20 protein-coding genes are annotated in these 21,968 nt (G+C 60.2%); 8 read left to right on the top strand and 12 right to left on the bottom strand.

Annotation, left to right across the window (positions count from 1 at the left end):
- Window positions 1-128: 128 nt before the first annotated feature.
- The 4 genes from JFU48_RS05790 to JFU48_RS05775 all read right to left on the bottom strand — a co-directional run bounded on the left by JFU48_RS05790 (window position 129) and on the right by JFU48_RS05775 (window position 2,631).
- Entirely contained in the window at window positions 129-290 is a 162-nt protein-coding gene (locus tag JFU48_RS05790; RefSeq protein WP_207199109.1) for a YhfG family protein, read from the bottom strand.
- Between the two features lie 188 nt (window positions 291-478).
- Entirely contained in the window at window positions 479-778 is a 300-nt protein-coding gene (locus JFU48_RS05785; RefSeq protein WP_201136058.1) for a hypothetical protein, read from the bottom strand.
- A 342-nt stretch (window positions 779-1,120) separates the two neighbouring features.
- Window positions 1,121-2,263, bottom strand: a complete 1,143-nt coding sequence (locus JFU48_RS05780; RefSeq protein ID WP_201136057.1) for a hypothetical protein — start codon at window positions 2,261-2,263, stop codon at window positions 1,121-1,123.
- Between the two features lie 92 nt (window positions 2,264-2,355).
- Window positions 2,356-2,631: a hypothetical protein gene (locus JFU48_RS05775; RefSeq protein WP_123585639.1), complete on the bottom strand. Its 276-nt coding sequence runs from the start codon at window positions 2,629-2,631 to the stop codon at window positions 2,356-2,358.
- Between the two features lie 302 nt (window positions 2,632-2,933).
- Here JFU48_RS05775 and JFU48_RS05770 point away from each other — a divergent pair, with 302 nt between their 5' ends.
- The 4 genes from JFU48_RS05770 to JFU48_RS05755 all read left to right on the top strand — a co-directional run bounded on the left by JFU48_RS05770 (window position 2,934) and on the right by JFU48_RS05755 (window position 7,471).
- Window positions 2,934-3,437 (top strand): polysaccharide deacetylase, encoded by a 504-nt coding sequence (locus tag JFU48_RS05770; protein WP_103520358.1) that lies wholly within the window; start codon window positions 2,934-2,936, stop codon window positions 3,435-3,437.
- A gap of 183 nt (window positions 3,438-3,620) precedes the next feature.
- Complete coding sequence (locus JFU48_RS05765) at window positions 3,621-5,555, top strand: RecQ family ATP-dependent DNA helicase (RefSeq protein WP_201136056.1); 1,935 nt, start codon at window positions 3,621-3,623, stop codon at window positions 5,553-5,555.
- 227 nt (window positions 5,556-5,782) lie between these two features.
- Window positions 5,783-7,006, top strand: a complete 1,224-nt coding sequence (locus JFU48_RS05760; protein ID WP_201136055.1) for a 3-hydroxyacyl-CoA dehydrogenase — start codon at window positions 5,783-5,785, stop codon at window positions 7,004-7,006.
- A gap of 30 nt (window positions 7,007-7,036) precedes the next feature.
- Window positions 7,037-7,471 carry an acyl-CoA thioesterase gene (locus JFU48_RS05755; protein WP_003220668.1) on the top strand — a complete coding sequence of 145 codons (435 nt, stop codon included), beginning with the start codon at window positions 7,037-7,039 and terminating at the stop codon, window positions 7,469-7,471.
- A 102-nt stretch (window positions 7,472-7,573) separates the two neighbouring features.
- On the opposite strand, the gene JFU48_RS05750 is transcribed toward JFU48_RS05755, so the two are convergent.
- The 3 genes from JFU48_RS05750 to fdhD all read right to left on the bottom strand — a co-directional run bounded on the left by JFU48_RS05750 (window position 7,574) and on the right by fdhD (window position 11,569).
- Complete coding sequence (locus JFU48_RS05750) at window positions 7,574-8,056, bottom strand: glycine zipper domain-containing protein (protein WP_003220670.1); 483 nt, start codon at window positions 8,054-8,056, stop codon at window positions 7,574-7,576.
- Window positions 8,057-8,384: 328 nt separating this feature from the next.
- Window positions 8,385-10,733 (bottom strand): FdhF/YdeP family oxidoreductase, encoded by a 2,349-nt coding sequence (locus tag JFU48_RS05745; protein WP_201136054.1) that lies wholly within the window; start codon window positions 10,731-10,733, stop codon window positions 8,385-8,387.
- Window positions 10,730-11,569, bottom strand: coding sequence for a formate dehydrogenase accessory sulfurtransferase FdhD (gene fdhD / locus JFU48_RS05740; protein ID WP_201136053.1), 840 nt, complete (start codon window positions 11,567-11,569; stop codon window positions 10,730-10,732). Before fdhD ends, JFU48_RS05745 begins: the two co-directional genes overlap by 4 nt.
- A 188-nt stretch (window positions 11,570-11,757) precedes the next feature.
- Here fdhD and lysM point away from each other — a divergent pair, with 188 nt between their 5' ends.
- On the top strand, window positions 11,758-12,198 hold the full coding sequence (lysM, locus tag JFU48_RS05735; protein WP_027611221.1) for a peptidoglycan-binding protein LysM: 441 nt from the start codon (window positions 11,758-11,760) through the stop codon (window positions 12,196-12,198).
- Between the two features lie 103 nt (window positions 12,199-12,301).
- Here lysM and yrfG read toward each other — a convergent pair whose 3' ends face one another.
- A complete protein-coding gene (yrfG, locus tag JFU48_RS05730) occupies window positions 12,302-12,964 on the bottom strand; it encodes a GMP/IMP nucleotidase (RefSeq protein WP_201136052.1) in 663 nt (220 codons plus the stop codon).
- Window positions 12,965-13,052: 88 nt separating this feature from the next.
- On the opposite strand from yrfG, the gene nudE reads away from it, so the two are divergent.
- Window positions 13,053-13,619: an ADP compounds hydrolase NudE gene (gene nudE, locus JFU48_RS05725; protein ID WP_003220680.1), complete on the top strand. Its 567-nt coding sequence runs from the start codon at window positions 13,053-13,055 to the stop codon at window positions 13,617-13,619.
- 5 nt (window positions 13,620-13,624) lie between these two features.
- Window positions 13,625-14,458: a 3'(2'),5'-bisphosphate nucleotidase CysQ gene (gene cysQ, locus JFU48_RS05720; RefSeq protein WP_201137059.1), complete on the top strand. Its 834-nt coding sequence runs from the start codon at window positions 13,625-13,627 to the stop codon at window positions 14,456-14,458.
- A gap of 207 nt (window positions 14,459-14,665) precedes the next feature.
- Here the strand turns inward: cysQ and JFU48_RS05715 are convergent, their stop codons facing one another.
- From JFU48_RS05715 to rfbC, 4 genes are read right to left on the bottom strand one after another with little or no spacing between them, the layout of a single operon-like run.
- On the bottom strand, window positions 14,666-15,121 hold the full coding sequence (locus JFU48_RS05715) for a YiiD C-terminal domain-containing protein (RefSeq protein WP_201136051.1): 456 nt from the start codon (window positions 15,119-15,121) through the stop codon (window positions 14,666-14,668).
- A complete protein-coding gene (locus tag JFU48_RS05710; protein WP_003220686.1) occupies window positions 15,118-16,503 on the bottom strand; it encodes a sigma-54-dependent transcriptional regulator in 1,386 nt (461 codons plus the stop codon). The genes JFU48_RS05715 and JFU48_RS05710 overlap by 4 nt, the downstream gene beginning before the upstream one ends.
- On the bottom strand, window positions 16,500-18,308 hold the full coding sequence (locus JFU48_RS05705; protein ID WP_103485296.1) for a sensor histidine kinase: 1,809 nt from the start codon (window positions 18,306-18,308) through the stop codon (window positions 16,500-16,502). The genes JFU48_RS05710 and JFU48_RS05705 overlap by 4 nt, the downstream gene beginning before the upstream one ends.
- A 42-nt stretch (window positions 18,309-18,350) precedes the next feature.
- The gene (gene rfbC / locus JFU48_RS05700) at window positions 18,351-18,896 is read right to left on the bottom strand and encodes a dTDP-4-dehydrorhamnose 3,5-epimerase (RefSeq protein ID WP_201136050.1); all 546 of its coding nucleotides are present in this window, start codon (window positions 18,894-18,896) and stop codon (window positions 18,351-18,353) included.
- Between the two features lie 146 nt (window positions 18,897-19,042).
- Here rfbC and JFU48_RS05695 point away from each other — a divergent pair, with 146 nt between their 5' ends.
- Complete coding sequence (locus JFU48_RS05695; RefSeq protein ID WP_201136049.1) at window positions 19,043-21,955, top strand: aminotransferase; 2,913 nt, start codon at window positions 19,043-19,045, stop codon at window positions 21,953-21,955.
- The last annotated feature ends 13 nt before the right edge of the window (window positions 21,956-21,968 follow it).

The following is a 21,968-nucleotide window of genomic DNA, read 5'->3' as shown; positions in this document are numbered from 1 at the left end:
TAAGTAGAAGGTTGCCTCTTGGCGTGGAGTCGGCAATAACGGCTCCTGTTAACTACCATTATTCAAGATTTTTTTCATGTAAACAGCCAGAATAATGCCACTTAAGTGCCGCAGATCACTCTCTGGGGTCAGCTAGTATTGTGACGGTATCGATCAGGGATTTGCTGCCGAACAGGCAATGATTCAGCCGCATCGGCAGGCACCGTTTCAAAGCCTTCAATGCGTAAACTGGCGAGATAATTCGAGCGGCATACCTTGTCGTAATAGGCTTGTTTCTGCTGGAAAGTCAGCGTGTTCTTTTCAGATATTTTCGGAGCAAGGGGCGAGTTGCAGCGCTGCGCGTGCAAGATCTCGTCCATTTCCTGAACGCTTTCCATCAGTGCATCAAAAAACTCGCTCATGGTTGCTCCAATGTTTGATCACGTTTTTATTGATCGCTCTCAGGTGAGGCGGCAGAGCGATCCGAACATTGTCAATCTCAGGCCGGTGCTTTCCAGCCGAGCATCTGCTGCTGCGCGACCTGCAGCAGGTCACAGCCATCCTGCGTCAGCAGATAGAGGGCGTGGGTGATATGGGGGATGTCTTCGACGTCGGCTTGTTTGAAGCTGAGGCAGTAGAGGGTTTTCAGCAGGTCGCTGGAGGCGCGCAGGCGCTGGACGGCGCATTCGAGGATGTCTTGCGGGTTGGCCTCTGTGTCGATGATCAGGGGCTTGGTGTCGGTGAGGCTGGATTCGAGTGAGCGGTAGCGATCGAGGGGAAGCGGGGTCCATGCTTTCATAGTGTGTATTCCAAATGTCGTGAGGATTCATCCCACCGTGACCAAGCGATGGGAGGCGAACTGTGTTCGGGTTGGTCAACCGAAGGAACACACAAGTCCGGCACGCTCAAAGGCGTCCCAAACACAGCCACCATTAAGCGTGCAGACATTTGAACTGCCGGCAGCATACAACGGACGCATTTATGTGTCCCTCCGGGTGACCAAGCCCGAGCCGCTGATTTGCCAGCGACAGTCACGACTATAGATTTGTGCCCTCAAGCCGCGATAGGCGACAAAGAGTCTTGGCGTGTAGGAACGGGATGAAGATTTCATCGGACGTTCCTACCGGTCTTTCATCGTTTTTCAACGTAAATGCTGATACGCCGAAATATCCAGCAAGCTGGTTGCCAGGCCGGTCGCCGGCTTGTAGATCTCGCCTTTCACGCTGCTGAACGGCACACCTTTACTGCCCAGCGAAACGTAGCGTTCGCCTTGATCCAGCTCGGTGAAGTAGGTGTAGGAAAGTTTGTGCATCAATTTGTATTTGGCTTCATCGCGTGCGATGCCGTTGGTGAGGTTTTCCAGATCGGCCTGGGTCAGATTCAACGTTTTTTGCAGTCGTACGCCCCAGCGTTTTAGGCAGGTTTCAGCGAGGTGGCGCACGATGCGTCCGGGCTCGGACAGCGCTTTCAGATCACTGGCGCCGGTCGGGACGCCGCCGCTGCTGGTGGCATTGCCGGCCATGGTGGCGTGGCGGCCAGCCATAGGGTAGATGTAGGTTTTGGTGCCGGTAGCGGTCTGCGGGATGACGCAGCTGAAACCTTTGGAGCGTTCGTCACGAGCATAGAACGCTACATACTCTTTGACATTGCCCGCGAGTTTGACGCGCTCTTCCTGAAAGTTACCAATGCCTGGCACGGGATCAAGCGCAAAGATATTGACCGGGATGTTTTTCAGCAGACTGTCCTTGAACATTGCATTGGCCAACATATGGCAACTGATACCGCCTCGGCTCCAACCGACGAGATTGACTTGAGTAGGAATAACACCATCCTTGCGGTGGGTTTTGATGATTCCTTCCTGTAATTGCTGCTGGGTAATGCTGCGATTACCGTAATTATATTTGCGCCAAAACCACGAACCCTCGGCTTTTACATCTTCAATCGGAATGCCGGCAGCCTTCAGGCGATTGTATTCGGCCTCAGTCAGTTGCTCGCGTTGCCAGTCGCACTTGCCCTTGATGATATTGAGCGCGTGCAACACGTTTTCTTCCCAGCCCTTGCCGAACAAGGTGCCGCTCATGCCGTATTCCTTGGTCTTGGTGAATAGATCGTCGGCCTGCATGTTGCCGCTGCCGGGGCCATCGACCACGATCCACTCGGCAAACTCGTGACCCGTATGATTGGCAGCCAAGGTGGAAATCAGTTCGCCGTTCCAGAAGTTTTCGTGGGCGACGTCGAATTTATTGGAACCAGTGCCGCAAAAAAAGATAGTTAAAACAGTCATTGTGTTGCTCTCGGTGAAAGTAAGAGTCAACAACTTAGTTCTATTCTGGTTGTTTATTAAAGCATTCTGTTGTTTCTGGATTTTAGTTGTTTTCAGTGTGGGTCTGGTTGTTGGGGTTTATGTTTTGCTACTTCGAGCAAGTCACAGCCATCCTGCACTAATAAATAAAGAGCATTGACGATGTTAGGTATATCTTTCACGTCGGCCTGTTTGAAACATAAACAGTAAAGGGTTTCCAGCAGATCGCTGGCGGCACGCAGTCGCTGGTCAGCGGCATCAAGCAGATCGCGATGGCTGGACTGAGTATCGATGACCAATACGGGATTTTCGTTGTAGCAAGTCTTCAAGGGGCGATAGCGGGTAATCATGGTGAGGCTTGTCCTTTACAAAGGCACTTGGGCGGGGCTGATTCAGTGGTCAGTCGCGCCGGCCACTATAGAAGTGCGTGGCGAGCACTCACAAGAGCGCCGCGATGGACAGAGTTCGTAGGGGTTTTTCCGAGGATCGGGCATATGCCCTACAAGGTTTTGCGGCTTTTTCGAGGTGAAACCCCTAGCGCTGAAATTTCCCACAGGATTCACAGGCGTTTCTTGGCAAACGTCTGTATGGTGCGCGCCAGAATCTGTAGGGCGTTTCCAAGCGTCCGATACGCACTTAAAGGGAATTAGGTATGCAGTGGCTACGTTTGGCCTCGATTTTATTGCTGTGGGCCAGTGGTTGCCGTTTGGCCCTGGCGTCGGACGTCGGTAACGGCTGGATGTTTGCCGACCTTGAACGCACCGGTTGGCCCGATGCGCTCTCCAGCCAGACCAGTATCGATACCGCCTCGCGTGCCGAGGTGTTGATGTTCGGTAAAGCCCTGCTCGCCAGCGAAGCGCTGGACGAGGCAGGGCTGGAGCAGCGGCTGGGTGTGCCGCATGTGCAGCTCAAGTCGATCGGACAGGTGCGTGATGGGTGGTGGGAGCGTTTGCTGAGTACCTATCGCAACGCCAGTCAGGACTGTGACGGACAGCCGTTCTGCCCGCGCGTGCGCAGTGTCGCGGAGCTGCGGCAGTTGGCGGCGGCCTTCACGGGTGACATCAGCCCGGCTCATGCGTTGTGGGCAAGCAAGAGCCAGGGCGTGCATGAGCAGATGTTGAACGAGCAACTGCGAGTGGCGGTTTTGCGGCCCTGAATGGTTTGTTTTGGTGTTGTTCGGCAGCGCCTCTTCGCGAACGGGTTCGCTCCCACAGGGGACCGAGGTGTTTGCGCCATTGGCTGTATCATCCCGTATTGAATTGACCCCCGGCCTTTTCTCGACTCGTTGCGATCGCCCGCTAGGCTGTTGGCATCACAGCGGTCAACGGAGTGACAGCGCATGCACAACACCCTGGAACAGGTTTTCGGTTATCCACAGTTTCGACCCGGGCAGGAAGCCGCGATCAGCGCGGTACTGGCCGGGCGCTCGGCGGCGGCGATTTTCCCCACCGGGTCCGGCAAGTCGCTGTGCTATCAAGTACCGGCACTGTTGCTGCCGCATCTGACCCTGGTGGTCTCACCACTGTTGGCGTTGATGCAGGATCAACTGGCATTCCTCAAGCGCCACGGCATCAGTGCCGGCAGCATCGATTCGGCACAAAGCCGCGATGACGCCAATGATGTGATGGCCCGCGCCCGTTCGGGTGAATTGAAGATCCTGATGATCTCGGTGGAGCGCCTGAAGAACGAGCGTTTTCGCAACTTTTTGCAGCAGGTGCCGATCTCGCTGCTGGTGATTGACGAGGCGCACTGCATCTCGGAATGGGGCCACAACTTCCGCCCCGACTACCTGAAACTGCCGGACTATCAACGCCAGTTCAACATCCCGCAAACGCTGCTGCTGACCGCTACGGCGACGCCGAAGGTCATCGCCGACATGCAGACCAAATTCGCCATCGCCGAAGCGGATGTGGTGACCACCGGTTTCTACCGACCCAATCTCAATCTGCTGGTGGAGCCGGTGCGCGGCCAGGACAAACGCCGACGTCTGGTGGAGTGGATGAGCGAGCGTCCGGGCCAGCCGAGCATCGTCTACGTCACGTTGCAGAAAACCGCCGAGTACATCGCTGAACATCTGGGGCGCAACGGCATACAGGCCGAGGCTTATCACGCCGGGTTGCCCAACGATCAGCGCGAGGCGATTCAGAAGCGCTTCATGGCCGGGCAGTCCAATTGCATTGTCGCGACCATTGCGTTCGGCATGGGCATCGACAAGAGCGACATCCGCAACGTAGTGCATTTCGACCTGCCGAAATCCATCGAGAACTACAGTCAGGAAATCGGTCGCGCCGGGCGGGACGGGCAGCCATCGGATTGTCTGGTGCTGGCCAACCGCGACAGCCTCAACGTGCTGGAAAACTTCGTCTACGGCGATACCCCGGAGCGCGAGGGGATTCGTTGTGTGCTGGAGGAAATGCAGGCTGCCGCACCTGAAGGGCAGTGGGAATTTCTGCTCGGGCCGTTGGCGGATCAGAGCAACATTCGCACGCTGCCGCTGAAGACGTTGTTGGTGCAAATGGAGCTGCGCGGCCTGATTGCTCCGCGATATGCCTATTACGCCGAGTACCGTTTCAAATACCTGCTGGAGCCGGAAGCGTTGCTTGAGCGTTTCGACGGTGAGCGCAGGGATTTTGTCGCGGCCATCATCCAGACCTCCAGCCGTGCACGCACCTGGGCGACGGTGAATTTCGAGGCGATGTACACGCAGTATTCAGCTGAGCGCAATCGGGTGGTGAAGGCGCTGGATTACTTTCAGGAGAAGGGCTGGGTCGAGCTTGAAAGCAAGCAGATGACCGAGGTCTACAACGTGCTGCACAGTGATTTCGACAGCGCTGTATTGAGCGCTGAGTTGCACGCCTGTTTCACCCGGCATGAGCAGACTGAAATCGCGCGGATTCACGCCATGCTCGAACTGTTCGGCACTGAGCGCTGCCTGGGTTATCGCCTGGCCGAATACTTCGGCGACCACAACGCGCCCGAGCGCTGCGGGCACTGTTCGGTGTGCCACGGTGATGTCGCACGGCTTCCGGCCCCTCCCGAGTTGCCAGCGCTTGTGGATAAAAACTTCGCGGCGCTGTGCGGTGATTTTATCCACAGGCACGAACAGCACACCGGCAGTGTGCCGACGGCGGAGCGCCTGACGCGGTTTCTGTGCGGGATCAGTGTGCCGTTGTTTACCAGGTTAAAGGCGCGAACGATCTCGGGGTATGCGGCGCTGGAGGAGTATCCGTACGCCGAGGTTCGCGGTTGGGCTGACAATCATCTGCCCGAGTAAGTACAAACCCTGTGGGAGCGGGCTTGCTCGCGAAGGCGTCATGTCAGTTGAAATATCCATGCATGACACTCCGTTTTCGCGAGCAAGCCCGCTCCCACAGGGGGAGTGCGGTGCCCTGACGGCCTCATCCATGCGCTGAATGTCGCTCATCACGGTAATAAACTTCAAAAATGCCCGGTGCCTGACTATGGTGAAGGCTGTCTTCGGATCGCCAACAAGAGAACAACATGAGCCAGACATCGTTCGATATTCAGCAAGCTGCCGTGATCGGCGCGGGCACCATGGGCCGTGGCATCGTCATGTGCCTGGCGAATGCCGGCATCGCCGTGCAGTGGGTTGATAACAATCCACAGATGCTTGAACAGGCGTTGGGCACGGTGGCCGACACTTATGCTCACAACGTGCGCCAGGGCCGGATTGATCAGGCCGAAGCGGATGCGCGGATCGGCCGAGTTCGTGCAGCGGCGGATTATGCGGCGATCCGTAATGTCGATCTGGTGATTGAAGCGGTGTACGAAAATCTTGAGCTCAAACAGAAGATCTTTCGTGAACTGGACAGCGTGCTCAAGCCTGCGGCGTTGTTGGCGAGCAACACATCGGCGCTGGATATCGACGCGATTGCCGCTGTAACAAAGCGTCCGTCGCAAGTACTCGGCCTGCATTTCTTCAGCCCGGCGCACATCATGAAGCTGCTGGAAATCGTTCGTGGGGCGCAGACTTCTCTAGCCGTGCTGGAAGCAGCACTGGCGCTGGGCAAGCGCATGGGCAAGGTCAGTGTGGTGTCGGGCAACTGCCACGGTTTTATCGGCAATCGCATGTTGCATCCGTATGTGTTGGAGGCGCGCAAGATGCTGCTCGAAGGCGCTTATCCACAGCAGGTCGATGCGGCGTTGCAGGGCTTCGGTTTCGCGATGGGGCCGTTCCGCATGTACGACGTGGTCGGCATTGATCTGGAATGGCGTGCGCGCGAATTGGCCGGCAAGGGCCAGGATACGCCGGAGGTTCAGGTCGACAACCGCTTGTGCGAGTTGGGCCGCTTCGGGCAGAAATCCGGCAACGGTTATTACCATTATGAGCCGGGCAGTCGTCAGGCCGAACATGATCCCGAGGTCGATGCGCTGATATTGAGCGTCAGCGAAGGCCTCGGCTTTCAGCGCCGGGAGATTGGGTCCGAGGAAATCCTCGAGCGGTGTCTTCTGGCGCTGATCAACGAGGGCGCGAAAATTCTGCAGGAAGGCATTGCCGGATCGGCGCATGACATCGATCTGGTGTACCTCAATGGCTATGGCTTCCCGGCGGACAGAGGCGGCCCGATGGCCTGGGCGGACGATCAGGGGCTGGCAGACATTCACAAGCGCTTGCTGGCGCTGGAGACGCGACAGGGCGATCAATGGCGGCCGGCGCCACTGATTGGCGAGTTGGCGGCGCGAGGGAAAGGTTTTTACCTTTAGACTGGGCAGAAACTCAAGGAATCGACACCGATGTCCAGCACCATGCCGCAACGCACCGATTACCCGCATTTCCAGCCGATCACCACCCGCTGGCACGACAACGATGCTTACGGACACATCAACAACGTTACCTACTACAGCTTTTTCGATACCGCGGTGAACACTTATTTGATTCAGGTCGGTGGCCTGGATATCCACGATGGCGAGGTAGTGGGGTTCGTCGTGAGTTCATCTTGCGATTACTTCGCCTCGATCGCGTTCCCGGATCAGATCGAGGTCGGTTTGCGGGTCGGCAAGCTGGGCAACAGTTCGGTGCAATATGAACTGGCGGTGTTCAAGGCTGGCGAAAGCGAGGCGTGTGCGGCGGGACGTTTCGTCCATGTGTTTGTGGATCGGGCGAGCAATCAACCGGTGCCGATTCCCGGCCAGTTGCGCCAGGCGCTGGAGCGTTTGCTGGTTTGCTAAACGCAAAAAAGATCGCAGCCTGCGGCAGCTCCTAACAGGGTTCGACTGTAGGAACTGCCGCAGGCTGCGATCTTTTGATCCGTTGCCCGCAAGGCTTGGCAATCAGCGGTGGTTGTAATACCGATGATGCTTGCGATGGCCGTAAGCATGGCCGCGACCGCGGTGGTCGTCGCGGTAGTAGCGACGGTCGTCGCGACCACGATCATAACGACGATCGTCTTCATTGCTCTTGTTGCCCATGTAATTGCCCAGCGCGCCACCGGCACCGCCACCTGCTGCGGCACCGATCAGGCTGCCGGTGGTGCCGCCCATGCTGCGGCCAACCACGTTACCGCCGGCTGCGCCCAACGCACCGCCAATGGCCGCTTCGCCACGGCTGTGTTTGTTGGCGCCGACCGCGCTACCACCCGCGCCGCCCAGGGCTGCGCCAATGGTTGAACCTGTGCTGCCGCCTAAAGACTGACCGACGACCGAGCCAAGAACCCCGCCCAATGCGCCGCCCACACCTGCTTCGGTGGTGCCTCCAGCAGATGCAAAACCACTGACCAGGCCAAGGGACAACAAGAGAATCGAGGAGAACTTCATAGAGGAGCCTCAAAGGGATGACGGCGCGATCCTGAAGTGGTGTAACAAGGCTGACAATCGAATTCCGACGAATAACACGACTTGTATACAATTCTGCAAGTTACTGTTTTTTATGCGGAACTTAAGCGATTTTTGCCGGTCTTTAGCTACTTCGGACAGGCCGCTTTTGTGAAAAAGCGGCCTTTTTTGTGGGCGTTTGAAAGGTGCAGGGTACAAAGGATTTTGTTGAATGAGCCACCGCCTTCGCGAGCAAGCCCGCTCCCACATTGAAATGCATTTCAAATGTGGGAGCGGGCTTGCTCGCGAAGGGGTCAGTCCAGGCACCGCATTACGCAGATTTGGCCATGATCAACCCCGTCTCACTCGCCGCTTCAAGGCGAATCGCAATGAACTTCGATGTCGGCGTATGGCTGCCATCCCCGGTGCTTTCCAGCGGCACCAGCGGATTCACTTCCGGGTAGTAAGCCGCTGCCTGACCCGCCGGAATATCAAACGCCAGCAAGGTAAAACCCTTCACCCGACGCTCACGGCCATCGTCCCAGATCGACACGATGTCGGCCTTCTGTCCCGGGCGGAAGCCCAGACGAATGATGTCGGCCTCGTTGGCGAACAACACATCGCGCTGGCCCTTGACCCCACGGTAACGGTCGTCGAGGCCATAGATCGTGGTGTTGTACTGATCGTGGGAGCGCATCGATTGCAGGATCAGGTCTGGCAGTTGTCCGGTGGCGCGGGTGCGTTCATGCACCAGATCTTTCGGCAACAGGTTCGCGCGGAAATTGGCCCGGCCCGACGGGGTGTTCCACTTGCGCGCGCCAGCGCTGTTGCCGAGGTAGAAGCCGCCCGGGTTCTTGACCTTCTCGTTGAAGTCCTTGAAGCCCGGAATGGTATCGGCGATCAGGTCGCGGATGCGCCGGTAATCGGCCACCAGCCAGTTCCAGTCCACCGGTTTGCTGCCCAGCGTGGCGGCGGCGATGCCGGCGATGATCGCCGGTTCCGAGCGCATCTGGTTCGACAGCGGCTGCAACTGGCCGTTGGACGCGTGAACCATGCTGAACGAGTCTTCCACGGTGACCGCTTGCGGGCCTTCGCTCTGGATATCGATGTCGGTGCGGCCGAGGCACGGCAGGATCAGTGCATCTTTACCGTGGGCCAGGTGGCTGCGGTTGAGCTTGGTGCTGATCTGCACGGTCAGGTCGCAATTGCTCAGCGCCGCGAAGGTGCGCGGGCTGTCCGGCGTGGCCTGGGCAAAGTTGCCGCCCAGACCGATGAAGACCTTGGCGCGGCCCTCGGCCATCGCATGGATCGCCTCGACCACGTTGTGCCCGTTTTCGCGCGGCACCTTGAACTGGAAACGCCGCTCAAGGGAATCGAGGAACGCCACCGGCGGACGCTCGTTGATGCCCATGGTGCGGTCGCCCTGCACGTTACTGTGACCGCGCACCGGACACAGGCCGGCGCCCGGCTTGCCGACGTTGCCGCGCAGCAACATCAGGTTGGCGATTTCCTGGATGGTCGGCACCGAATGGCGATGCTGAGTGATACCCATCGCCCAGCACATGATGACGTTCTTGCCTTTGGCGTACATGCGCGCCGCTTGCTCGATCTCCACCAGAGTCAGGCCGGACTGCGCGACGATCTGCTCCCATGGCGTGTCATCGACCACGCCCAGATACTCCAGCACGTTGGCGCTGTGCGCATTGAGGAAGTCATGATCGAACACTGCCGGCGTGCCGGCCTTCTGCGCATCGCGCTCCCATTGCAGGAGGAACTTGGCCATACCGCGCAGCACCGCCATGTCGCCGCCCAATGCCGGACGGAAATACGCGGTGTTGGTCGGCTTGTCGCCGTTGGTGAGCATTTCGATCGGGTGCTGCGGGTGCTGGAAGCGTTCCAGACCACGCTCCTTGAGCGGGTTGATGCACACCACTTGCGCGCCGCGCTTCACCGCTTCACGCAGCGGTTCGAGCATCCGTGGGTGGTTGGTGCCGGGGTTCTGGCCCCAGACGAAAATCGCGTCGGCGTGTTCGAAGTCGTCGAAGGTCACGGTGCCTTTGCCGACGCCAACACTCTGGGCCAACGCCACACCGCTGGCCTCGTGGCACATGTTCGAGCAGTCCGGGAAGTTGTTGGTGCCGTAGGCGCGCACGAACAGCTGATAGAGATACGCGGCTTCGTTGCTGGCGCGGCCCGAAGTGTAGAACTCGGCCTGGTCGGGGCTCGACAGTGCTTGCAGGTGTTTGCCGATCAGGGCATAGGCATCGTCCCAGGCGATCGGTTTGTAACGATCGGTTTCGGCGTCGTAGACCATCGGCTCGGTCAGGCGACCCTGATATTCGAGCCAGTAGTCGCTCTGCTCCAGCAACGAGGTCACGCTGTGTTTGGCGAAGAACTTGCTGTCCACCCGACGCTTGGTCGCTTCCCAGTTCACCGCTTTTGCGCCGTTCTCGCAGAACTTGACCATGCCGCTTTCCGGCGAGTCGCCCCAGGCGCAACCCGGGCAGTCGAAGCCGCCGTTCTGGTTGGTCTTGAGCATCATGCGCAGGTTTTTCAACGCGTTGTCGCTGGTCAACCAGGCTTGGGCCACGCTGATCAGCGCACCCCAGCCGCCGGCTGCACCTTTGTAAGGTTTGTAGCGCGGGACAGGTTTCTGGTCGGCTTGATGATGTTGGCTCACGCTTGATTCTCCATCGCTGGGCTGTAGACCCGCGGCGCATTCTTCTGCGGCAGGTGGATGAGATTGAGGTTGTGGCGACGGGCCCATTGCACGGCAAGGCCCGTGGGCGCGGACAGGCTGACCAGAGTCTGGATGCCGGCGCGTAAAACTTTCTGGATCAATTCGAGACTGCAACGGCTGGTGACAATCGCCAGACCGCCTTCTGTGGAAATCTTCTGGCGGATCAGCCCGCCGATCAGTTTGTCGAGGGCGTTGTGCCGGCCGATGTCTTCACGGCCCAGCAACAGTTCACCACTGGCGTTCATGAACACCGCCGCATGTACCGCGCCACAATGCTGGCCGAGGGGCTGGAACGCCCCGATGCGCTGGCGCAGACCGTCGAGCCACACGGCTGGCGGCAGCGGTGCGCCGGGCAGAACTTGCAGATCGGGCAAGGCTTGCTCGACGGCTTCAACGCCACACAGGCCGCAGCCGCTGGTGCCGGCCAGTTGTCGGCGCTGTTGCTTGAGGTTCCAGAACGCGCGGTTGGCGATGGTCACCTGCGCGTATTGCGCCGAGCCGGCGCCGGTCAGTTGCAGGTCATAAATGTCGCTGGCGTCTTCGATGATGCCGCTGCCGAGGCTGAATCCGACGATGAAATCTTCCAGATCCGTCGGCGTCACCAGCATCACCGCCTGACTGATGCCGTTGTAGGCGATCGCCAACGCAACTTCCTCGGCGAGCGCGGTGCTGGCCGATTCCACAAGGGGCAGATCGCTGTAGCTGTAGGTCTGGCTGGCGGCGGGCGCGGGCGTTTCGAGTGCAGGCGCCGCGCAAGTTGGGCGCTTGGCGTTCATGGCATCACCGACGGATTGATCAACGCTAAGACTAGGCGCGGCAACTTGTCGCGTCTAATCGGTACTGTCGATCTATTGATAGATGGCGTCGATCAAGCGGCTGTCGGGTCATTGGTCGGCCCGGAACCGGGCTGGTCTGGTGTGGTCTAGGCTTGGACGTCTGGAATCCAAATCAAGGAGTGTGCGCTATGAGTCTGTTGAGCTTTGTGAAAGAGGCCGGTGAAAAGCTGATCGACCTGCTGACCCCGGGCAATGCCAATGCGAGTGAGCAGTTGAAGGAACATATCAGCAAGGTCGGGTTGGGCAATCCCAATGTTCAGGCAACCGTGGACGGCGACAAGGTCACCGTTACCGGTGAGGTAGCGAGCCAGGAGGAGAAGGAAAAAATTCTGCTGGCGGTGGGTAATATCGAAGGCGTCGGCAGTGTCGATGACCAGATCACCGTGACCGGGCCGGTGGTGGCCGCCGCGCGTTTTGTAGTGGTGAAAAAGGGCGACACCCTCAGCGCGATTTCCTTGGCGGTGTATGGCAACGCCAATCAGTACAACAAGATTTTCGAAGCCAACAAACCGATGCTCAAGGATGTGAACAAAATCTATCCAGGCCAGACCCTGCGTATCCCTGAGTAACTCACAACCCCTGTAGGAGCTGCCGAAGGCTGCGATCTTTTGATCTTGTTTTTTAAACAATCAAAGTCAAAAGATCGCAGCCTGCGGCAGCTCCTACAGGAAATCAGAGTCCCCGGATCAAGTCGCGGTAGTCTTCAACCGCCGCAAACTCGGCGGTGTCCTTCGGCCCCTTGCGGCTGTCCGGCTGTTTCACCGCCAACAAATGCGTCACACCAAATTCCCGTGCACTACGCAGAATCGGCAACGTATCGTCGATGAACAGACTGCGCGCCGGATCAAAAGCGATATCCGCCTGCAACGCATCCCAGAACTGCGGGTTCTCCTTGGGGAAACCGTAATCGTGGGAGCTGATCAGCCGTTCGAAATACGGCGCCAGTTCGATCCGTTCCAGTTTCAGCGACAGCGAGTCCCGGTGGGCGTTGGTGATCATGATCACCCGCTTGCCGGCCTGTTTTAGCGCGTGCAGAAAGGTATCGGCATCCGGGCGCAGCGCGATCAGGTGTGCGGTTTCCAGTTTCAGTTCACGCACCGAGAGCTTCAGCTCGGCACTCCAGAAATCCAGGCAGTACCACTGCAGTTGCCCGGCATGGCGCTCGAACAGCGGCTGCAATTCCATGTCGGCCATGGCCCGGCTCACACCGTGCAATTCGGCGTAGCGTTGCGGCAGGTGCTCCAGCCAGAAATGGTTGTCGAAGTGCAGGTCCAGCAGCGTACCGTCCATGTCCAGCAGGACGGTATCGATGTCAGACCATGGTAAAGAAGGCATGGCAACGTCTCGAGCGGTAGAAAGATATCCGACACAAACAATCGGGAAAGCCGCGTTATAGTAGCGCGTTCACGCCAAGGAGCTTTGCATGCGCCAGAAACCCACTGTACTCGCCCGCGAGATCGTCGCCACCAGTCGCCTGTTCTGCGTCGAAGAACTGAAGCTGCGTTTTTCCAACGGCGTGGAACGCACCTACGAGCGTCTGGTCGGCAAAGGCGCGGGCTATGGCGCGGTGATGATTGTGGCAATGCTCGATAGCGAACACGCGGTGCTGGTCGAGGAATACTGCGGTGGTACTGACGAGTACGAACTGTCCCTGCCCAAAGGTCTGATCGAGCCGGGCGAGGATGTGCTGGCAGCCGCTGAGCGGGAGCTCAAGGAAGAGGCCGGTTACGGCGCGCGCCAGCTGGAACATCTGACCGAGCTTTCTCTATCGCCGGGCTACATGAGCCAGAAGATCCAGGTGGTGCTGGCCACCGACCTCTACGAGGAGCGTCTGGAGGGCGACGAACCCGAGCCGATGCGTGTCGACAAGGTCAACCTGAGTGAACTGGCGGCGCTGGCGCAGAACCCGCAATTTACCGAAGGCCGTGCCTTGGCGGCGTTGTATCTGGCGCGTGATCTGCTGACGCAGCGCGGGTTTTTTCAGTCATGAGTGAGATGTCGATGAGTTTTCCCCATCCGTTGATGGCGCCAGTGGTTGAGTTGGCATTGCAGGCCGGCGAGGCGATCCTGCCGTTCTGGCGCGCCGATGTGGCGGTTACCGCCAAGTCCGATGACTCACCGGTGACGGCGGCGGACATCGCTGCGCACCATGTGATCGTTGCTGGGCTGACCGCGCTGGACTCCAGTATCCCGATTCTGTCCGAAGAAGATGCCGACATCCCGCAGAGCGTGCGTGCCGGGTGGCAGCGCTGGTGGTTGGTGGATCCACTGGATGGCACCAAGGAGTTCATCAGTGGCAGTGAAGAGTTCACCGTCAACATCGCGCTGATCGAAAACGGTCGGGTGGTGTTTGGCGTGGTGTCGATGCCAACCAATGGGCGTTTCTATGTCGGCGGTGCGGGTCTCGGCGCGTGGCGTGGGGATAAAGGTGGCTCGCCGGTGGCGATTCAGGTGCGTGACGTACTCGCCGCTGGTGAAACGTTCACCGTGGTGGCGAGCCGCCGGCATTCCAGTCCGGAGCAGGAGCGCCTGCTCGCTGGTCTGAGCGCCAGCCTTGGCGAGCTGCAACTGACGAATATCGGCAGTTCGTTGAAATTCTGTCTGTTGGCCGAAGGGGCAGCGGATTGCTATCCGCGACTGGCGCCGACTTCGCAGTGGGATACCGCGGCAGCACAGGGCGTGCTCGAAGGTGCGGGCGGTGAGGTGGTGGATCTGCAGGGCGAAGCGTTCTGTTATCCGGCGCGGGAATCGCTGCTCAATGAATTCTTTCTGGCGCTGCCGGCAAAGGCGGCTTGGCGGTCCAGATTGCTGGAACTGGCTCGGGGGTAAGTGGGTGGATTCTCGATTCCCCTCACCCCAGCCCTCTCCCGGAGGGAGAGGGGGCCGATTGGGGGATGCTGGTGAGGTTCACCGACTTGAGCCAGTTCTACTGAATCCATAATCGCTGCCGATCTTTCAGGTCGATGCCTGACGCAAGACGCCTCGGTCAGTCCCTTCTCCCTCCGGGAGAGGGTTAGGGTGAGGGGCTGTTGACGTTCAGCGGTGCAGAACGTACTGCCCGCTGAACGTCACCGCATCCTCGTCGCTGCCGGCGTTGACGATCCGCGTATTGAGCGTCAATCGCGCGCGTCCATAACGCTGATACATCGCCAGAAACTTGTTCCAGACCAGCGCTTGCGGTGGCGGACAAATCGCCGTGGCATCACCGGTCACAGGCAGCGGATAGCTGATCTGCCCTTCCTGAATCACGATGTGCCCGTCCTCGATGCCTTCTTCCTTCAGGCGCAGATGCAGCCAGCCCCAACCCGCCAGCACCGCGCCGCAGTAGAGACTGCCGCCGAACATGGTGCTCTTGTGATTGACGTTCGGCTCCAGCGGCAAGTGCAGGCTTAACTGCTGCTCGTGCCAGGCGAGAACCTTGAGGCCCATCTCCCGAGTCAGGGGAATGTCGTGATGCAGCACCGATTCCAGATAGCGACTGTCGCGACTCATTCGGCTTCGTCTCCATGGGCGCTACTGTCGGCAAAATTCAAGCCGTGCTTGCGCAGTTTGTCGTGCAGGGTTTTGCGCGGAATGCCCAGGGCTTCGGCGAGGCTGCGTACCGAACTGTGCGAGCGCGCCAGCTCGGCGGCAATCAACGATTTCTCGAAGTTTTCCACTTGCTCGCTGAGCCCGCCACTGATGACTTCCACCGTGCTGCCGCCGCCTTCGCTTCCACTGTTATCCAGCGCCAGTTCCAGACCGAGGGCGAAACGCTCGGCAGCGTTCTGCAGTTCGCGCACGTTGCCCGGCCAGGTGTGGCGCAGCAGCAAGGCGCGTTGCGCCGGTTGCAGTTCATGAGGCGGCAAACCGTGGCGGGCGCTGGCTTCATCGGCGTAATGCTGGAACAGCACCAGCGCGTCCTCGCCGCGTTCGCGCAGCGGCGGAATGCGTAGGGGGGCGACGTTCAGTCGGTAGTACAAGTCGGCGCGAAAACGCCCTTGATCGGCGGCCTGACGCAGGTCTTCCTTGGTCGCAGCGATGACCCGGATGTCCAACGGGATCAACTGATTGCCACCCAGACGTTCGACCACGCGCTCTTGCAGCATGCGCAGCAATTTCACCTGCACGTCCATGCTCATGCTTTCGATTTCATCGAGGAACAGCGTGCCGCCGTTGGCGAATTCGAATTTACCGATGCGGCGTTTCTGCGCGCCGGTGAACGCGCCCGGCTCATGCCCGAACAGTTCGCTTTCGACCACCGATTCGGCCAGTGCCCCGGCGTTGATCGCCACGAACGGGCCGTTGCGCCGGCTCGACAAGTCGTGCAGCGCACGGGCCACGACTTCTTTGCCGGCGCCGGTTTCACCGAGGATCAGCACGTCAGCCTTGGTCGCCGCCAGCGCGCCGATCTGCTCGCGCAGGCGCAGCATCGGCGCCGAGTGGCCGACCAGTCGCGCGCTCAGTTCGTTGCGATCGCTCAGGGCCAGGCGCAGGCTGCGGTTGTCCAGTACCAGCCGGCGCAGGGCCAGGGCACGGCGCACGCTGTCGAGCAGCGCATCGCTGGCGAACGGTTTTTCCAGAAAGTCATAGGCGCCGGCACGCATCGCCTGCACCGCCAGCGGCACATCGCCGTGGCCGGTGATCAGCAGCACCGGCAGCTCTGGGTCCTGAGCATGCAATTCGCTCAACAGCTCCAGGCCGTCCATGCCCGGCATGCGGATGTCGCTGACCACCACGCCGGGCCAGTCACGCTCCAGTTGCCCGGCCAGACCTTTGGCTTCGGACAGCGGGAGGATTTTCAGCCCGGCCAGGTCCAGGGTCTGGCCGAGGGCCTGACGCAAGTGCGGATCGTCGTCGATCAACACCACCTGAATGCGATTGTCGATGGTCATGCACTTCGATCCTCGGACGGTTGCAGGCTGACCCCGGGCGCGCCGGCGCGCAGCCGCAGGGTGATCAAGGCGCCACCTTGCTTGTGGTTGGCGAACGACAGTTCACCACCGAAGGCGCGCATCAGGGTTTCACAGATGGCCAGCCCCAGGCCAAGGCCCTGGGTGCGGGTCTTGGTGGTGTAGAAGGGCTCGCTGGCGCGACCGAGGGCTTCCATGCAGAACCCCGGACCGTTGTCGCGAATGTACAGGTTGACGCCCTCGGCGGTGGATTCGGCACTCAGCCACAGTTTGCGCGGCGGGCCTTTTTCGGTCAGCGCATCGAGCGCGTTGGCCAACAAGTTGCCGAGCACCTGGCGCAGCCGGGTTTCCCCGGCCTCGACCCACAGGGTGGCGGCCGGCAGGTCGCGAATCAGCTCGACTTCCATGCTGCGGCGCCGTTTGGCCAGCAACGCCAGCGCATCGTCCAGCGCCGGTTGCAGGGCCACGCTTTCCGGGGCATGGCGATCGCGGCGGGCAAAGGCCCGCAGGTGGGCGATGATCGAGGCCATGCGCCCGGTGAGTTCGCTGATCAGTTTGAGGTTGCCGCGGGCGTCGTCGGTGCGCTGATGATCGAGCAACACTTCGGCGTTTTCGGCGTAGCTGCGAATCGCCGCCAGCGGCTGATTGAGTTCATGGCTGATGCTCGCCGACATGGTTCCGAGCGCCGATAGTTTTCCGGCCTGGACCAGATCGTCCTGGGCGCGCACCAGTTCCTGCTGGGCCTGTTCGCGCTCCAGCACTTCCTGCTTGAGGCGGCGGTTGAGGCCTTCGAGATCGCTGGTCCGTTCAGCCACCCGGCCTTCCAGTTCGCGACGGGCCTTGGCTTCGAAAGCGATGCGCTCCAGGTAATGCCGACGGCGTTGCATCATCAGCCCCAGCAACAGCATCACCACCAACAGTGTGGCGCCACCGATCGCCACCACGGTGCGTACCGGACGGTCGATCAGCGTACGCGGGGCGAGGATGCTGACGCTCCAGCCGGTTTCGGCGATGTTCACGGTTTGCGTCAGCCAGGCATTGGGGCTGAGGTTCAGCGGGCGCGGCTCACGTGTTGGATAGGGCTGGATGGCGGTGATCGCCAAACGCTCGGGCTCGCTCAGGGGGCGGGTCGAGCGGAAGCGCCATTCCGGACGCGAGGTGAGAATCACCACGCCGTTATGGTCGGTCACCAGCAGTTGTTCCGGGGTTTTGCCCCACAGGCTTTCGGTGTGGTCGAGGTCAACCTTGATCACCAGCACCCCGATTATTTTCTCTCCGTTGCGCACTGCCGCCGCGAAGAAATAACCGCGCTTGGCCGAGGTGGTACCGAGGCCGAAGAAACGTCCGAGGCGTCCGGCCATGGCCTCGCTGAAATACGGACGGAAAGCGAAATTGCGCCCGACGAAACTGTCGTGCTTGTCCCAGTTCGACGCTGCCAGGGTCTGGCCGCTGGTGTCCATCAGGTACATGACTTCGGCGCCGGTCTGCGCCGCGATGTTTTTCAGCAGGCGGTTGGCATTGCCCTGGGTGACGCCGTCGTCCGGTGCGCCGAGTACGGCGCGCAGGGCCGGCAGGTCGCCGAGGATCTGCGGCAGCACTTCATAGCGGTGCAGGGTACCGAGCAGGTTGGCAACGTAGAGGTCGAGGGTCTGGCGGTTTTGCCCGGCCAGTTCACTGCGGTAATAGCGCTCGGCCAGATGTTCCAGCGGCCATAGAAGCGGCGCCAGACACAGCGCCAGCAGGGCGAGGCTGCGCCAGCGAGGTCTGCGGGGAAGGGTAGGTTTCATGAGCCGGATGCGCCTGTGGTGACAGGCGCATTATGCCTAGGCTCAGGCGAAGACGTCAGCGTCCTTGAGCAGCGCGCCGGACTGATCCTTGGCCGACAGCTTCGGTGCTTCATCAAGCTGCCAGTCGATGCCCAGAGCGGGGTCGTCCCAGCGAATGCTGCGCTCGGACGATGGATCGTAGTAGTTGGTGGTCTTGTAGAGGAACTCGGCGAACTCGCTCAGCACCACGAAACCATGGGCGAAACCTTCCGGAACCCACAGTTGACGGTGGTTTTCAGCCGACAGGCGTACGGCAACCCATTTGCCGAAGTGCGGCGAGCTGCGACGGATGTCCACGGCCACATCCAGCACTTCACCGGCCGTTACCCGGACCAGTTTGCCTTGGGTATTTTGCAGTTGGTAATGCAGGCCGCGCAGCACACCTTTCTGCGAGCGCGAATGGTTGTCCTGAACGAATTGGGTGTCCAGCCCCGTTGCATCCTGGAATGCCTTGGCGTTGAAACTCTCGTAGAAGAAGCCGCGCTCGTCACCAAATACCTTGGGTTCGATGATCAGAACACCGGGCAGATCGGTGGTGATTACATTCATGAGGTTTTTCCAGATAGATGTGAATGGCCGACATTCTTGCGCAAAGTGCCCGCGGATGCGAGCGCTTGAATAACACGGATCGGGGGTTGCGCATCCACGGTAGCAATGGCGATATAGGCGCCTAATAAAATTTCAGGGGTCGTTCCATGCCGCTCGCCACGTTGATTCATCGCGCCAGTTTGCCCAGCCCACAGGTTTCTGAAGCGCAGGCCCGGCAGTGGTTGGCGGAGCATTACGGCCTCAGTGGCACGTTACAGGCACTGGGCAGTCAGCAGGATCTGAATTATCGGGTCGACACTGAGCGTGGGCGGTTTGTCCTGAAAATCTGCCGCGGCGACTATGCACTTGTGGAGTTGCAGGCTCAGCATGCAGGCCTCGAGTACCTTGCCGAACACTCTTCGGTGCACGTGCCCAGAGTGATCCCGGCCAGTAACGGAGCGGATCTGTTATCGCTGGAGGCCGACGGCGAGCCAGTGCACGTGCGTTTGCTGGACTACATCGAGGGTCAGTCGCTGACTCATCTTGATCACTTGGGCCACGACGTGGTGGCCGGTTTCGGTCAACTGTGTGGCGAGATGGATCTGGCCCTGGCCGGCTTCGATCACCCAGGCCTTCAGCGCACGCTGCAGTGGGATGCGCGTCACGCCAGTGCGCTGATCAAGCATCTGCTGCCGGTGATCAAGGATGAAGGCCAGCGCGCACTGATTGCTGACGCTGCCGAACAGGCCGAACGTCGCTTGCAGCCGCTGCTGGACAAGCTGCCGGTGCAGGCGATCCACATGGACATCACCGACGATAACGTCGTCTGGCAACGCGATGCCAAACGTCATTGGCAATTGCAGGGTGTGATCGACTTCGGAGATCTGGTGCGCACCTGGCGCATTACCGATCTGTCGGTAACGTGCGCGGCGCTGCTGCACCATGCTGGCGGTGATCCGTTGGTGATTCTGCCGGCAGTGCAGGCCTATCACGCAGTCAATCCGTTGCAACATGCAGAGCTGTTGGCGTTGTGGCCATTGATCGTGGCCCGCGCAGCGGTGCTGGTACTCAGTGGCGAGCAGCAGGTCAGCATCGATCCGGGCAACACCTACAGCCGCGATAACCTTGGCCACGAATGGGAAATTTTCCACGTGGCCACGTCTGTGCCGCTGGCGCTGATGGAAGCGGCGATCCTCACGGCGGTCGGCCAGCCGCTGCCGGCCATTGACAGTGAAGGCTTCGCTCCGTTGTTGCCAGAGCTGGTCGGGCGCGAGTTTGCGTTGATAGATCTTGGCGTCCTCAGTCCGCACTTCGAAGCGGGCAACTGGGAGCAGGAGGGGATCGATCAACGGCTGCTGACTGAAGCCGCTGCCGCGCATGGCCTGGCGGCGAGTCGTTATGGGCAATACCGTTTGTCGCAGACGCGAGTGGACAGCGCGGTAGAGCCGGAGACCTTCCCGCTGCACGTTGAACTGCGCGTGCCACAGGGCACGACCGTGGAAGCGCCGTTTGCCGGTGTGCTGCACCACGCGGCGGACGGTGTGCTGCAGCTCGACGGGCCGCAGCTGAGCGTGCGTTTGCGCGGTGTGAATGCTTCGCTGCACAGCGGCGCGGCGTTGGTCAAAGGGCAGGTGCTGGGTGCGGTCAGCGGTCCGTTGCTTGTGCAGTTGGGTCGAGTGGCATCGCTGGATGCGCCATGGTTCTGCAGCCCTTCGCGCGCTGCCGCGTGGCAGGCCTTGTGTCCTTCGCCAGCCACTCTGCTCGGGCTGGCCTGCGATGCCGAACCGGAGCTGGACAGCAAAACCTTGCTGGAACGGCGCGACGCGAGTTTCGCCCGCACGCAAAAACATTATTACGTCGACCCGCCGCGCATCGAGCGCGGCTGGCGCAATCACCTGATCGACATGCAGGGCCGCTGCTACCTCGACATGCTCAACAACGTCGCGGTGCTCGGTCATGGTCATCCGCGCATGGCTCAGGTGGCGGCGCGACAGTGGTCGCTGCTCAACACCAACTCGCGCTTCAACTATGCCGCCGTGGCGGAGTTTTCCGAACGCTTGCTGAAACTGGCGCCGGACGGCATGGACCGGGTGTTTCTGGTCAACAGCGGCAGCGAAGCCAACGACCTGGCGATTCGTCTGGCGTGGGCCTACAGCGGCGGGCGCGACATGCTCAGCGTGCTCGAGGCCTATCACGGCTGGACGGTCGGCGCCGATGCGGTATCGACATCCATCGCCGACAACCCGCGTGCGCTGGAAAGCCGTCCGGACTGGGTGCACCCGGTGACCGCGCCGAATATTTATCGTGGCCAATTCCGTGGTCTCGATTCTGCGCCGGACTATGTGCGCAGCGTCGAAGCGCAACTGGCGCATATCGCCGCGCAGAAGCGCCAACTGGCCGGGTTCATCTGCGAACCGGTTTACGGCAATGCCGGCGGGATTTCCCTGCCGCCCGGTTATCTGAAACAGGTCTATGCGCTGGTACGTGCGCAGGGCGGGGTGTGCATCGCCGACGAAGTGCAGGTCGGTTACGGGCGCATGGGCCACTTTTTCTGGGGCTTCGAAGAGCAGGGCGTGGTGCCGGACATCATCACCATGGCCAAGGGCATGGGCAACGGCCAGCCGCTCGGCGCGGTGATTACGCGTCGGGAAATCGCCGAGGCGCTAGAGGCCGAAGGCTATTTCTTCTCGTCGGCCGGTGGCAGCCCGGTGAGCTGTCAGATCGGCATGGCAGTCCTGGATGTGATGGAAGAAGAAAAGCTCTGGGAAAACGCGCAGATCGTCGGCGGTCACTTCAAGGCGCGGCTGGAAGCGCTGATCGATAAACATCCGCTGGTGGGTGCGGTACATGGCTCCGGCTTCTATCTGGGGGTGGAACTGATCCGCAACCGCGAGACGCTGGAGCCGGCCACCGAGGAGACCACGTTGTTGTGCGATCGCCTGCGCGAGCTGGGGATCTTCATGCAACCTACCGGGGATGACCTGAATATTCTCAAGATCAAACCGCCGATGGTCACCTCGCGGCGCAGTGTGGACTTCTTTGTCGACATGCTGGATCGGGTGCTCGAAGAAGGTCTGTAAACGCTGCTTTTGT

It is taken from the genome of Pseudomonas sp. TH49 (assembly GCF_016650625.1).
Lineage (GTDB): Bacteria > Pseudomonadota > Gammaproteobacteria > Pseudomonadales > Pseudomonadaceae > Aquipseudomonas > Aquipseudomonas fluorescens_H.
This window is presented reverse-complemented; position numbering and strand designations above follow the sequence as displayed.

What these genes read in the sequence shown, in the direction of transcription:
- JFU48_RS05785 (WP_201136058.1), bottom strand. Translation starts at nt 778, where the DNA reads ATGAAAGCATGGACCCCGCTTCCCCTCGATCGCTACCGCTCACTCGAA.
- JFU48_RS05780 (WP_201136057.1), bottom strand. Translation starts at nt 2,263, where the DNA reads ATGACTGTTTTAACTATCTTTTTTTGCGGCACTGGTTCCAATAAATTC.
- JFU48_RS05775 (WP_123585639.1), bottom strand. Translation starts at nt 2,631, where the DNA reads ATGATTACCCGCTATCGCCCCTTGAAGACTTGCTACAACGAAAATCCC.
- JFU48_RS05770 (WP_103520358.1), top strand. Translation starts at nt 2,934, where the DNA reads ATGCAGTGGCTACGTTTGGCCTCGATTTTATTGCTGTGGGCCAGTGGT.
- JFU48_RS05765 (WP_201136056.1), top strand. Translation starts at nt 3,621, where the DNA reads ATGCACAACACCCTGGAACAGGTTTTCGGTTATCCACAGTTTCGACCC.
- JFU48_RS05760 (WP_201136055.1), top strand. Translation starts at nt 5,783, where the DNA reads ATGAGCCAGACATCGTTCGATATTCAGCAAGCTGCCGTGATCGGCGCG.
- JFU48_RS05755 (WP_003220668.1), top strand. Translation starts at nt 7,037, where the DNA reads ATGTCCAGCACCATGCCGCAACGCACCGATTACCCGCATTTCCAGCCG.
- JFU48_RS05750 (WP_003220670.1), bottom strand. Translation starts at nt 8,056, where the DNA reads ATGAAGTTCTCCTCGATTCTCTTGTTGTCCCTTGGCCTGGTCAGTGGT.
- fdhD (WP_201136053.1), bottom strand. Translation starts at nt 11,569, where the DNA reads ATGAACGCCAAGCGCCCAACTTGCGCGGCGCCTGCACTCGAAACGCCC.
- lysM (WP_027611221.1), top strand. Translation starts at nt 11,758, where the DNA reads ATGAGTCTGTTGAGCTTTGTGAAAGAGGCCGGTGAAAAGCTGATCGAC.
- yrfG (WP_201136052.1), bottom strand. Translation starts at nt 12,964, where the DNA reads ATGCCTTCTTTACCATGGTCTGACATCGATACCGTCCTGCTGGACATG.
- nudE (WP_003220680.1), top strand. Translation starts at nt 13,053, where the DNA reads ATGCGCCAGAAACCCACTGTACTCGCCCGCGAGATCGTCGCCACCAGT.
- cysQ (WP_201137059.1), top strand. Translation starts at nt 13,625, where the DNA reads ATGTCGATGAGTTTTCCCCATCCGTTGATGGCGCCAGTGGTTGAGTTG.
- JFU48_RS05715 (WP_201136051.1), bottom strand. Translation starts at nt 15,121, where the DNA reads ATGAGTCGCGACAGTCGCTATCTGGAATCGGTGCTGCATCACGACATT.
- JFU48_RS05710 (WP_003220686.1), bottom strand. Translation starts at nt 16,503, where the DNA reads ATGACCATCGACAATCGCATTCAGGTGGTGTTGATCGACGACGATCCG.
- JFU48_RS05705 (WP_103485296.1), bottom strand. Translation starts at nt 18,308, where the DNA reads ATGAAACCTACCCTTCCCCGCAGACCTCGCTGGCGCAGCCTCGCCCTG.
- rfbC (WP_201136050.1), bottom strand. Translation starts at nt 18,896, where the DNA reads ATGAATGTAATCACCACCGATCTGCCCGGTGTTCTGATCATCGAACCC.
- JFU48_RS05695 (WP_201136049.1), top strand. Translation starts at nt 19,043, where the DNA reads ATGCCGCTCGCCACGTTGATTCATCGCGCCAGTTTGCCCAGCCCACAG.